The organism is Planomonospora alba, from assembly GCF_039534085.1.
Taxonomy (GTDB): Bacteria; Actinomycetota; Actinomycetes; order Streptosporangiales; family Streptosporangiaceae; genus Planomonospora_B; species Planomonospora_B alba.
In genome coordinates, this window is the sequence record NZ_BAAAUT010000004.1 from 142317 (window position 1) to 155468 (window position 13152).

The window sequence follows — 13152 nt, forward strand, 5'->3', positions numbered from 1 at the left end:
GGAGCCTTCGGACGCGCAGAAGAGCTCCGAGTTCAGTTGCGGGTTTTCGACACCCCGCAATCAGCCTGTCCCCGGGGCGCGGTCCCCAAGCAGCCAGTCAGTTCCGGTTGACCATATTGGCACGATGAGTTGGCCGGAGTCAGGACCAGTCCGTCAGTGAACTCGGAGGGCGCGAGCAGCGCCCCGACCTTGAGATCTACCGCGGTGTGCTTGCCGATGACTCCGGCCTGTCATCGATACGCTCCACCGACTCTGGGCTCGGCGCCGACCGTCACCGTGGGCAGGTCGGCGCCGAACACCTGACTGGCGACTGTGCGGTGCGGTGCGGTAGCCAGCCATACCGCACAGTCGCCAGGCGGCGATCACCTCGAGTACGGTGAGAGTGACTCCTATCACGGCCGGCGTTTCTCCGGAAGGGCTGGAGGAGCGGGGCTGACCTCGCGAGTGCGAACCGCTGGATCATGCCCTCCCCCTCATGACGACTGTCTGTGCCTCGGCGATGCGGGCGGGGAAAGGTAACGGCCCTCGTGATCAGAGATAGCGTGTCGCCCATTCTGCCGGAGTCTCTCCAAGTGCCGGTTCAGCCGAAGCTGCCCGTCGATCGGGTAGGCGTGTTCCGGATCCTGTTCGAGTGACGGTCTCGGGTAACGGATAGAGCAGGTCGGCTTCTCCCTGAGGGAGCGAGAACAGTCTCACCCAGCCTCTGGGGATTCGGCGCGCTGCCGAGCAGGGTAGAGAACTCTGCAGGAAGCGATCACCGCATCCTCCTCTGAATTCTCAGGGGGCTTGGACGACGCCTCCGTGGACGCAACCCGGAGACAGCGACCGAGGAAGCCGACTCGTCCCCCGCCCATCCGTGTCCAACAGCGCCAGGACGATCAGCGCCTTGCTGAAGAGCAACGGCCGTCTCCGGCATGAGGGGACAGCTCCCACGACCTGTTTCCTTCACTCGGGACCGGCATTTGTGCGCAAGGAGCTACAAGATGGGTTTCACTATTCAGACAGGCCAGAGGCACGAGTCGGCCCACCGACAAAAACTCCCAACCAGCGATCTGATGAGTCTGCGTTGAAAATCAGTCCACTGAAGCCTACGACGGGGTATCCAGTCCGAAAAACCACCCAGGGCCGCAGCCGAGGTGCCCGAATGCGCATTATCCGCAGATACGGCCATGGCCGGAAGGCTGTCGGGCGCCCGGAGGCGAGCGTCCCGCCAGATGACACAGTGATCCGATGAACCCGGCGACACTCCGTCCGTCTCGCGTCGGCTTCCCGCCCCCAGGGGAGATAATTGTCGTGCCTTAGTCATATCTTGACCCTCGCCGGCCGAACAGAGTCACGGCCCGAATCGGTTCCGTAGCGATGCCCGCGCCGAGCGAGGGTCGACTTGGCGCCCGCATGCCTATATTCGCTGAGCCCTGCCGTCGGGAGGCCCCATGAGTGACGAGTTCGCAGACATATACGACACGTTCAGGGCTCTCCTCGACGCCTTCACCCCCGCCGAGGCGATCAAGAGGCTCGAACTCATGCGGGTCGACCAGGCCGTCATCCAGCAGATCAGGGAGCAGCACGAGCAGCAGACCATCCAGATCAAGGAACTCGAGGAACCCCACTCCGTCGTCCTGGGCAACCGCGACACCTGGTACACCGGTCCGTCCCCGAAGGACAAGTGCTGGCCGGCGATCGTCCGCCAGCTTGAGAAGGCCGCCTGGTCCTCGTCCTCGATCGGCAGTCTCGACACCGCTTCGACTCGGATCGTCTCGCTGCTGAGTCACCCGAAGGAGAAGAAGTTCTCCACCCAGGGACTGGTCGTCGGCTACGTGCAGTCGGGCAAGACGACCAACTTCACCGCGGTCATGGCCAAGGCCGCCGACCGGGGATACAAGCTGTTCATCGTCCTGGCGGGCATCCACAACGGCCTGCGCCGACAGACTCAGGCCCGGCTCGTCCAGCAGCTCGTCGAGCCGAACCCCACGCTCTGGCACCAACTGACCGACCTCGACCGGGACTTCGTCCCGACCGCCAACGCCGCATCGTTCTTCGGGAAGAGCAACAAGGCGCATGTGCTCTGCGTCATCAAGAAGAACTCGACGGTCCTGCGCAAGTTCAGCAAGTGGCTCGCCTCCGCGTCGGACTACCTCCAGGACTGCCCCGCGTTGATCATCGACGACGAGGCGGACCAGGCGACGGTCGCCACCAAGACGATCAATCCGCGGATCCGGGAGATCCTCGACCGGCTGCCCAAGTCCGCATACGTGGGCTACACCGCCTCGCCGTTCGCCAACCTGCTGATCGACCCCAGCGCCGGCGACCTCTACCCGAAGGACTTCATCGTCAACCTGCCCAAGCCCGAGGGGCACTTCGGCACGGAGGTCCTCTTCGGCCGGTACGCCCTGGACGGGGAGGACCCGGAGGACGTCGACGACGGCTACGACATGATCCGCGAGGTCCCCGACGGCGACGTGGAGCTCGTACGCCCCCTCAGGCGGACCGATGTCGAGGGCTTCACTCCCGAGATCACCGAGACCCTGCGCGACGCCATCCGTTACTTCTGGATGGTCACCGCGGCCCGGCGGGTGCGCGGCGGAGGAAACCCGCACAGCACCATGCTCATCCACACGAGCGTCAACACCGCGGTGCACAACAGCTTCCAAGACCCTTTGAAGGGCCTCCGGAAGCAGACGAGAGCCTCCCTCGACGACTCGACCGTCCTCCAGGAGCTCCGCAAGCTGTGGGACGACGAGACCGCTCGGGTCCCGGCCGAGGAGTTCGGCGAGATCAAGGTGGAGTTCGACGACCTGCTCCCCGAGCTGCCCGGCGTCCTGGACGACTGCCGGATCGTCATGGACAACTCCAGCAGCGAGGACCGTCTCGACTACGAGAACGGCCCCGTGGTGGCCATCGCAGTCGGTGGGAACACCCTGTCGCGCGGTCTCACGCTGGAAGGCCTGTCGGTCAGCTACTTCGTGCGCGCCGTATCCGCGTACGACACCCTGCTGCAGATGGGTCGCTGGTTCGGCTACCGCAACGGCTACGCCGACCTGCCTCGGATCTGGATGACGGCCGAGCTCAACGAATGGTTCCGGCACCTGGCCACGGTCGAGACCGAGATGCGCCGGGACATCGACGTCTACATGACCGAAGACCACACGCCGCTGACCTTCGCGGTGCGTCTGCGCACCCATCCCGCGCTGCGGGTCACCCAGGCCGCCAAGATGAAGGATGCGGTGACGGCCGCATCCGCATACGGCGGTCGCCGCGTGCAGACGCGTTACTTCCACACCGATGCCGAATGGCTCCTCGGCAACCAGGCCGCCGCCAGGCGACTCGTCGCCGAGGCCGTGAAGCACGCGACCCGGTACGACGAACGTCCGGAGAACGGTCGTTTCATCTTCCGCGACGTCCCGTACGACCTGGTGATCGATTTCTTGAAGCAGTACCGCTTCCACGAGAAGTCGCAGGAGTGCGATACCGACCTGCTGACCCGCTACATCGAGAAGCGGGTCCGCAACGCGGGATCCCTCCGGCGGTGGAACGTCGCCATCGTGGGGAACCCGCTGGGCGACGACGCCGGTGCGTTCGAGTTCGCCCCCGGGGTGGCGGTCCAGCGGATCGTCCGTGCGCGGCTGGACACCTCCGAGCCGGGCTTCGCCGACATCAAGACGTTGATGAGCCGCCGAGACGCAGCCGTCGATCTGGCCGGTGAGACCGGTCAGCTCACCGAGAAGGAGATCGAGAGCGAGCGGCGGAAGCAGCTGCCCGACACGGGGCTGCTGGTGCTGTACCCGATCGACAAGCTCTCCGCGCCTCCGCAGCGGGAGAAGCAGCGCCGCAAGCCGCTCGACGCCGCCGAACACGTGATCGGTGTCGGTCTGGTCTTCCCGCTGCCCGTCGGTGAGGACAGCAGCATCGAATGGATCTCTGCGGACCTCTCCGGCGTCGACGTCGACATCGAAGAGGTGGACCTCAGCCCGATCGACGCCGAGGAGACCGCATGAACGACGGCCTCCGCGACCTCATCGATCAGCGCTGGAAGGAGCTGGAGACTCAGCGGGCCTCCGGAGATCGCAAGGTGCGCGTCTCCGAGCTCCCCTTCGACATCGCCTACGGCCGCCTGGCCGTCGCCGTCGACTACGAGGGGCACCGCCACGTGCTGGTGCCGATCGGTTCCCATCAGGGCGTACGGCGCGGTCCCGACGGACCGGTCCTCGTACTGCGGAAACGTCCTCTCGAAGGAGAGGACACCTACCAGACGTACGCGGATCTCGGTTGTCTGCGTCCCGATCTGAACGATCTCTTCACCCTGTTGTGCACGGACGTGCTGAAGACGACCGAGACCATGCCCGGCACACCGCTCAAAGCCCTCTACCGCGTGTTGGACCGGTGGAAGGCGCTGTTCCAGACCACGGGGACGCCGCTCGGCCCCGAACAGCTCGCCGGGCTGTTCGGCGAACTGACGGTGCTCGTACGGCTGCTGGAGGAAGACAGCAGCGCCCACCGGCTGTGGCGGGGGCCCGGCGGCCATCACCACGACTTCTCCGCCAGCGGCACCGCGGTCGAGGTGAAGGCGTCGGTCGGCGGTGACGGCAGTCGCGTACGCATCCACGGTCTGGAGCAGTTGGAGGCACCGAACGGCGGATCCCTGCAGCTGGTCTGGTACCGCCTGGAGCGGTCCTCCGACCGCGGAGAGTCCCTCCCCGAGCTGATCGAGCGGGCACTCGAACTCGTCGACGACGAGGGCGCCCTCCTCCATCTGCTCGCCGCCGTCGGCTACCACTCGTCCGACGTCGACCTCTACCGCGACGTCCGCTTCTCAGCCGCCGAGGAGCTCTGGTACGAGGTGGACGCCGTGTTCCCCAAGCTGACAGGTAACGATCTCACAGCGGCAGGCATCCCGATCACTGTGGCGGACGTCGCCTACACGATCGACTTGTCCCACGAGCCACCGACCCCCTTGGGATCAGACCGAGTGAACGAACATCTGACCAGCATGCTCCGGGAGTCCTCATGACGAAGGCGTCCTGGTTCTCCCAGCCGTTCCCGCCCGAGGGCGCGAGCGCGGCCGAGGGGATCCGCAAGCAACTCGGCCGCCCCGAGCTGGACCTGCTGACGATTCTCGTACGGGAGTCGGCACAGAACAGCTGGGACGCCCGCCTGCCCGGCCGCACCGAGCCGGTCGAATACGCCATCGACATGCGGACCGTGAGTCCCGCACATTCGACGGCCTGGCGCGACCTGCTGTCCCAGGGCGCACCCCTCAACGACCATCTGCCGCTCCGGCGATCCCTGAGCCAGCCGACGATCCAGGTGATGGCGATCTCCGATCGCGGCACCAGCGGGCTCGGCGGCCCTACCCGCGCGGATGAAGCCGTGGCCGAGGGCCACGATTTCGTGTCCTTCGTACGCAACATCGGAGAGCCCCGTGACACGGAGCTCGGCGGCGGCACCTACGGGTTCGGCAAGGGCATCTTCTACCTGGTCTCACAGGTCGGAACGATCCTGCTCCACACACGATGCAGAGTGGACGGCGGGTACGAGACCCGGTTGATGGGCTGCGCGCTCTGGAAGAGCTACGTGGCCAATACATCGGACGGAGAGAGGCGGTACACCGGCCGGCACTGGTGGGGTGACACCACCGGAGACGTCGTCGAACCGCTGGTCGGCGCGGAAGCGGACGCCATGGCTCACCGCCTCGGGCTGCGCCCCTTCGGTGACGACGAGACGGGCACCACGATCATCGTCGTCGATCCGCTCCTGGAGGGTGGAGAGTCCCCCGCAGAGGTAGCCGGTTACCTGGCGGAGACGATCGCCTGGCACCTGTGGCCGAAGATGCTCGAGTCCTCCGACGGACGGCCTGCGATGCGTTTCTCGGTGACCTGCGACGGCGTCGACCACCCGGTGCCCGACCCTCGTACGACCCGACCGCTCAACCTGTTCGTCGCAGCCTACGAGGCCATGGAAGGTCCTGAAGGGAAGGACCTGCGCTGCCTGAGTCCCAAGAAGCTCCTCGGCAGATTCGGATTGGTCAAGCGCCCCGCACCGGCTCCGGAGGCAACCGCCGCGTCACGGATGGTGGACATCGAGGACGCGGTTCACCATGTCTGCCTCATGCGTCCGGCGGAGCTCGTGGTCACGTACCGCCCGGGGCCGAAGCCGCCGAGCGAGTATCTGCACTACGCCGGGGTGTTCCGGGCCGATCCCGCTCTGGACGAGACCTATGCCAAGGCTGAGCCCCCGACGCACGACGCGTGGAATCCGCAGTCTCTCGAATCCCGGGAGAGGACTTACGTCAACACCACCTTCCGGCGCATCGACGAGGCGGTGAGCGCGCTGTTCGACCTCGGCGGTGCGACGAAGGGGGACTCCGCCAGGATAGCTCTGGGAGCAGCCAGCGCGAGGTTCGCCTCCCTCGTCGGCGGCGTGTGGGGAACCGGTGGGGCCACCGACTACAGCAAACCCGGAGACACCGAACCGACGTCCCCCACCCCCTCGCCGACGCCATCCGGATCGAACGAAGGGAAGATCCCGGACAAGGCGACCCGGCGCAGACCCCGCGTGGAGTACGTCGACGCCCCCTACTACGGAGATCGTCTGGGCGTCCCGGTGCTGATCCAGGAGTTCCGGCTGCCCGCTCCCGGCTCTCAGCAGGTGCGCATCGACCTGGCCGTGGCCCTGGCAGGCCCCGGCGGGCGTGAGACCGATCCGCCGTTGGGAGCCGCAACCCCCACCCTGCTCGGTTGGGAGGGTCCCGACGGCTCCCTGCACACGACGCCGTCTCATGTCATCGAAGGCGGTGACGGTTCGACCTGGCGTGCGATCGTCCGTCCTGCGCCCGACACGATGACCGAGATCGACATCTTCACCGAGGCGGTGCAGCCGTCATGAGCCGCCGCGCACTGCCGTACCGCCGTCCGTCCGAGGACGCCGTGGAAGCCGGCTCATGGTTCCTGGTGACCGAAGACGGTGATCTGGCGCTGCCTGAGTCCCTGCCCGACTGGGACTACCAGATGGATCTCGAGATCCGCCGCAAGGTGCGTGTCGATCTGGACCGCGCCAGGTCCGAAGCCGGACTCCAAGCGGAGACCGCTCTGACTCTGGCTGCGGTCTGGACCGCCACCGGATCGAACCTCCGCGGCCCCGCGGATCACATCCGGATGACGGGGACCGGCCTCGATGAGATCGAGATCAGGGCTCGGCTCCGCGGGTCCGACCTCGGCGGCGTGCTCATCCTGGACACCGCGCTGGTGCTCTCGGAAGCCCTCCCGAACGGCAAGCCGTCGACACCGCGCCGCGCCGGCTCGGTGCTTTGGAGTGACCGCCGGTCCCTGAGGCTGCAGGGCGACGCCCCGCAGTTCCCGATGGCGGTGATCGACTTCGCCAAGACCTCGTTCCCCGAGAATGCAGCCTGGCACCTCCAGATCGGCGGCAACCTGCACGCGGCCACCATGGGTTCACTGCTCCTGCTGGTCAACGAGCAGAACACCGTCACGGCCACCGCGTTCCAGAACGCGGCGAGACCCCGCCCCGTCGACAGGGCCGTCCTTTCCGCCGTCTACGCCGACGCCGCACGCGTCATGATCGAGCACGCGCTACGCCATGACGACTTCGAAGACGGAGCGACCTTCCCCGACGACACCCTGGGCTCCACGTTGCTGTCACTGTTCCATCAGCTGTTCCCGGGCTCATCGATCAATGACGTCCGGCTCAGGTTCAACCACTCGCCCAGCCTCTTCACCTCGGAGCTCCAGGCGGCAGTCAAGATCTTCGGGGAGGCGTGATGGGGCTTCTCTACCCCCGGCTCCTGGCTGGCCAGGCCAAACCTCTGCATGAGGAATACCGGAACATGCAGATCACCGATCTGATGGGTCGCGCTGCCACCGCCCATGACTCGGCCGTGTACGTCGCGACGGGAGGCGACAGGGTCTCCGAGGCCAGGCTCCGTGAACTGCGTGACCTGGTGGTGGATCTCGCCAAAGAGGCCGGCTTCCCCAACGAGTCCAACCGTGAGCTCCGCGCGGCGTTCGATCTGCGTCTCGCCGCCGCTCTGCACTCCGAGATGAGGCTCGTACCCGCAGAAGCCGCATCCGGAGACGTGTGGGCCTTCCTCGCCCTGGTGCTGCTCCCCGACGTCGCCTACTGGCGGTACCCGGTGCCTCCGGGTGACCGGGTCCTGGGCACCGACCTCACCCGACACGTCTTCGGCCGCATGTGGTGGCGCGCCCAGCTCGTGCATTCGCCCGGCGACTCCGACCCCTACGCGGCCTTGAAGATCCTCGGCGAGGCCGCTTTCGACCAGATCTACGCGCGCCGCAAGGCGCTCGGCAACAGCCCTCATCTGGTCAAAGCCATCCTGCGGGTCTGGGATGAACTCGATCTCCGCGGAATCGACGAACGCGACGCCCTGCGGGACTTCCTCAAGCGGCTGCTCCGACTGAGCCCTTTCGTGCTCTTCGAGGCTCTCAACGATCAGTCGCTCGACGACGAACTCCGCATGGCCGCCAGGGAGACCGTCGGCGCACTGCTCAGCACTGCACCGCTGACCACCGACGAGCGGCAGGACAGGATCGACGCCGTCTTCGGCGGCTCCGCAGCAGAGGTCGCGGACATCGGATCAGCAGGAACGACATCGACTCCTGAGAACGAGGTCATCCCCGTATCGCCCCCGTCCGCTCGAGCCGACCGCGTTTCTCCGGACGGACCGGCACCGGAACCGACGCCAGGAGAGACCGAGGAGATCGATCAGCCCGTCGTCGGTCCGATGCCGTACGACGCGTACGGAGGCCAGGGTTTCGGAGACCCCTTCGAACTCGGCCTTCGAGAACGTGCCGAGGCCGTCGCGACCGTCGTGGCGGCGGAGGGCCCGGTCAAGGCCTTGCGTGTCTACCGCATCATCAGCCGGCTGGCCGGGATGCCGCTGGATGACGCGGTCACCGGCGTCCTGGTGAGCGCGACGAAATACGCCGTACGCATCGGGCTGGTCGAAGCGGAGAACGAGGTCGGTCAAGTCGCTCACCCCGAGACGACGCTCCGGCTGCCCGGTCGGCCGGTCTGCGTTCTCCGGACCCGCGGCCCGCGCGAGCCCGACGAGATCCCCGGTCGGGAGCTGGCGACGGCTGCGCGCTCGGTGCGGCAGGCCGAGGGCCCGCCACAGGACCACGACGTGCTCGCGGAACGCGTCTCCTTGCTCTTCGGGGACGAGAGACCCGCGGAGCGCTTCAAGGAGATCCTCGCCGAAGCCCTGCAGAAACACGGTCTGTAGCGTGCCGACCTCATCTGATCACCGAACTGCATCCCACGGACGGACGCACCGCTCCGCCTGGCTCGACGGACGAGGTCCCGCTGGACTTCATCCGGAAGTGTCGGGCGGCGCGGCTAGGCTGGCGCTCCCCGGATTCAGTGATCTCACACATGCGCAAGCGAGTTGATCGATCATGACCATTTCCGCGGCTGTCCGCGCCGAACTGTTGAAAGGGCTGAGTCCCGAGGCGCAGGCCATCGTGACGTCCGACGCCCGACGTCTGCTGGTGATCGCCGGCGCCGGTACGGGCAAGACCGAAGCGATGGCCAGGCGGATCGCCTGGTGGCACGCGCGCGACGGGATCCCGAAGGACCAGATCGTGGCCTTCACCTTCACCGAGCAGGCCGCCGAGGAGATGAAGTTCCGCATCCGGAAGTACATCCAGGTCGTGGAGGAGCCCGGCGCCGACTCCAGCCTGGGAGGGATGTACGTCGGCACGATCCACGGTTTCTGCCTGGACACCCTGCGCACGCTGTGGCCTGACGAATATCACAACGACGACGTGGTCGACGACGTCGCCCGCTACGCCCTCATCCAGGAGGGGTACAACTACCTTCTCGGACTCGACGCACTGGAGAAGGCTCTGCAGGCGGAGTCGGGCAAGCCGTACTCCTCCCGCAGCCGGACGATCGAGTACTTCCTGCAGGCTTACGACCTTCTGAACGAATACGACCGGCTCGACGTCGAACTCTCCTCCGAGCCCCGTCCCGACATCGGCGCGGAACAGGAGTGGTGCGAGCAGGCCCGGCTCCTGACGGAGGTCGGCGAGGGCGACGTGGCCGAAGCCTTCGCCCGGTCCGCCGCCCGCTACTACGCTTACCTCCGATGCAGGCACTTCCTGGACTTCAGTACGGCGCAGTCTGAGCTGACCCGCCGGCTCCGTGCCAACGATGCGGCTCTGGCACGACTGCGCACATCGATCACCCACCTCGTCGTCGACGAGGTGCAGGACATCAACCCCGTCCAGGACGAGATCCGGCGCATGCTCGTCGATCAGGACGGCTGGCTGACCGCCGTCGGCGACCACCGTCAGGCCATCTACGGCTGGCGCGGCGGTCGCATCGACATCATGGCCGACCTCGCCGCCGAACTCACGGCCGACGAGGACGGCGACGTCCTCGACTTGACCAGGAACTACCGCTCGACACCACGGATCATCGACGTCTCCAACCGTTGGAACGCCACGATCAACGTGCCGGGCACGATGTCCAGCCCGGACATGTCCCACGGTCGAGTCGGTCGTGTGGACGCCGACACCCAGCACATCGGAATCGTCGACTTCAACGGAGACCGCGGGGAAGAGGCCGCGTGGATCGCCGCGACCGTCAAGGAACTGGTCCCCTCCCACAACCTCGGCGCCGCTCACGACACTCCCGACGGCGAGCGCGGCATCACCTACTCGGACGTCGCCGTACTCGTCCGCAGCAGCACCGACGCCCGGACCTACCTGCAGGCTCTCCGGGACGCCGGCATCCCGGCGGTCGTGAAAGCCGGACCGGATCTCTTCGCCCAGCCCGAAGTCCTCCTGTTCGCCGCAGCGCTGTCCCTCTCCGGCGGACGCGACACCTTCGTGGGCGCCGCCTGGAACAACCGCTCGCTGCCCAGCCGGCTCAGGGACGTCCTGGGCGTCACAGACGCAGATCTTCCGGGTGCCGCCGAACGCGCCGTCCGTGCCGCCTTCAACGCCCTCGTCGGCGAAGGGCTGACCGTCGCCCCGGGCTCCGCCGACAGGGTCATCCGCGCCGCCAAGAGCATGGAGGCCCGGCTCGCCGGAACCCCCGTCGACCGAGCGGACATCGTCGCCCTCGAGACCCCTGAGCTCCGGAAGTGGTTGTCCGGCCGTGACCCGGTCCGCAGAGTCTTCCCGCAGACGATGCTTCAGTGGTTGATGTCGGAAGCCGGCGTGTCCGCGTGGGACACACAGCACGACCGCGCCGTCGCCGCGATGTACCACCTCGGTCAGCTCAGCTCCCTCATCACGGGCATCGAGACGCCCGGATGGACGCGGGCAAAGTCCTATAAGCACCAGATCACCAGCCTGCTGCTGTGGGGGACCGAGTCCGCCCGCCCGCAGGAGGCGCCGCTCCTCTCCACACCCGACGCGGTCACCGTCACCACCATCCACAGCGTCAAGGGCCTGCAGTACGCCGCCGTGTTCGTGGCAGACGTGTGCTCCGCCCGCTTCCCGAGCAACAACGCCAAGAAGGCGCCGAAGCTCCCCTTCAACGGCCCGCTGGCTCAGGTCATCGACCCCGCCTCGCTCGCGGACAACGACGACAACGACGACGAACGACGGTTGATGTACGTCGCGATCACCCGGGCCGAGCGGTTCCTCTACGTCTCCGCGTCCAAGCCCTCGAAGTTCTTCAAGGAGCTCAAGCGGATCATCGAGGACGCCGGCTCCCACGCCTGGGACTCCGCGGACGAGGTCCCGCACGCCATCCCCAACATCCGTCCGATCACCGGCGAGCGCAGCCGCGAGGACCGCCTGATCACCTCGTTCTCCGACCTCCGCTACTACCTGGAGTGCCCGCACGACTTCTACCTGCGCAAGGTCCTCGGATTCACCCCCACCATCGATCAGGCATTCGGCTACGGGCGCGGCGTCCACAACCTCATGCGCGCCGTCCACGCCGACCCCGGGCACTGGGCCGAACTCGCCCGGGACCCAGCCGCCCTCCGGCAAGCCGTCCAGGACCTCATCGATCGAGGCCTCTTCTACCTGCGGCACACCACGGGCGAGCCGGCCGAGAACATGCGCCGTCGCGGGGTCGAGATCGTCACCGACTACGTGCAGACCTACGTCGACGAGCTCCGCCGTCTCACCTTCGAGCCCGAGCGGGAGTTCGAGGTGCTCGTCCCCGGCGAGGACGTGCTCGTCTCCGGCGCCATCGACGTCGTACGCCTCGACTCCCCGCCTCGAGTCACGATCATCGACTTCAAGTCCGGGGAGCGCGAGACCGACAAGCACGACGCCCTCGACGAGGACGAAATGAAGCTCCAGGTCTCCCTCTACGCCGTAGCGGCCCGTCAGGAGCTCGAGTACGAACCCGAGCGGGGGTTGGTCCGCTACCTGGGCGAGAAGGACCGTTCACGCAAGGAGCTGGACGTCCCCCTCGACCAGAAGACCATCGACGACAGCCTGGCGACGGTGAAAGCCCTCGCGGGCGGCATTCAGCGCCGCCAGTTCCGCTCAGGTCCTCACAAGCCGGACAAGAACGGCGGGCATCGCTGCGTCACCTGCGACTGGTCCCGGATCTGCGGCTTGAGCAGGAGCTCGTAGACGGCGTAGCGGGGATGCCTCCCGCCGAGGTGCCTGCAGCCGGGCGCTGAAGCTCGGCGGTCGCCGCGCCGCCCCTCGTCCGTCTCCGTCGTCGAGCGGTGAGGAACGGATCACCGGCACCGGTGGTCCGGTTTGGCCCGTGCGGAGAGCTCCAGCGAGACGGCGATCACTGATCCCGTCTCGCCGTCTGTGCGGCTCGGGCGGTATGGACTGCCGCCGCGACGCGCTGCGCCGCTTCCGTGGGGTCCTCGTGTTCCCAGATCCTGATGACCGACCAGCCTGCTTCCTTGAGCAGGCGGTCGGTGTCCGCGTCCCGTTCCCGGTTGACGCGGACCTTCTCCGCCCAATAAGTGGAATTGGTCTTGGCCACGCTGTGATGCTCGGGGCATCCGTGCCAGAAACAGCCGTCGAGGAAGACCGCGATGCGGAGCCTCGGGAAGACGAGGTCGGCCGTCCGGCGACGTCCAGGAAGAGGACGAACGGCGACCCGGTAACGCAAGCCGAGAGCATGCACGGCTCGTCGCAAGGCAAGCTCCGGTTTGGTATCACGCCCCTTGTTGGACTTCATACTCGC

The 13152-nt window shown here is 66.9% G+C and carries 7 protein-coding genes; 6 read left to right on the forward strand and 1 reads right to left on the reverse strand.

Features of this window, described 5'->3' with window-relative positions; all coding sequences use genetic code 11:
- Positions 1-1433 precede the first annotated feature (1433 nt).
- The 6 genes from ABD823_RS03610 (at position 1434) to ABD823_RS03635 (ending at position 12578) form a co-directional block, all read left to right on the forward strand.
- The gene (locus tag ABD823_RS03610; protein WP_344855847.1) at positions 1434-3995 is read left to right on the forward strand and encodes a Z1 domain-containing protein; all 2562 of its coding nucleotides are present in this window, start codon (positions 1434-1436) and stop codon (positions 3993-3995) included.
- The gene (locus ABD823_RS03615) at positions 3992-5008 is read left to right on the forward strand and encodes a PD-(D/E)XK motif protein (RefSeq protein WP_344855849.1); all 1017 of its coding nucleotides are present in this window, start codon (positions 3992-3994) and stop codon (positions 5006-5008) included. Before ABD823_RS03610 ends, ABD823_RS03615 begins: the two co-directional genes overlap by 4 nt.
- A complete protein-coding gene (locus ABD823_RS03620; RefSeq protein ID WP_344855851.1) occupies positions 5005-6882 on the forward strand; it encodes a hypothetical protein in 1878 nt (625 codons plus the stop codon). Before ABD823_RS03615 ends, ABD823_RS03620 begins: the two co-directional genes overlap by 4 nt.
- Positions 6879-7775, forward strand: a complete 897-nt coding sequence (locus ABD823_RS03625; protein ID WP_344855853.1) for a hypothetical protein — start codon at positions 6879-6881, stop codon at positions 7773-7775. The genes ABD823_RS03620 and ABD823_RS03625 overlap by 4 nt, the downstream gene beginning before the upstream one ends.
- Positions 7775-9256, forward strand: coding sequence for a DUF6339 family protein (locus ABD823_RS03630; RefSeq protein ID WP_344855855.1), 1482 nt, complete (start codon positions 7775-7777; stop codon positions 9254-9256). The genes ABD823_RS03625 and ABD823_RS03630 overlap by 1 nt, the downstream gene beginning before the upstream one ends.
- Before the next feature lie 172 nt (positions 9257-9428).
- Positions 9429-12578, forward strand: coding sequence for a UvrD-helicase domain-containing protein (locus ABD823_RS03635; protein ID WP_344855857.1), 3150 nt, complete (start codon positions 9429-9431; stop codon positions 12576-12578).
- Between the two features lie 166 nt (positions 12579-12744).
- Here ABD823_RS03635 and ABD823_RS03640 read toward each other — a convergent pair whose 3' ends face one another.
- Positions 12745-13146 (reverse strand): very short patch repair endonuclease, encoded by a 402-nt coding sequence (locus ABD823_RS03640; protein ID WP_344855859.1) that lies wholly within the window; start codon positions 13144-13146, stop codon positions 12745-12747.
- Positions 13147-13152 lie beyond the last annotated feature (6 nt).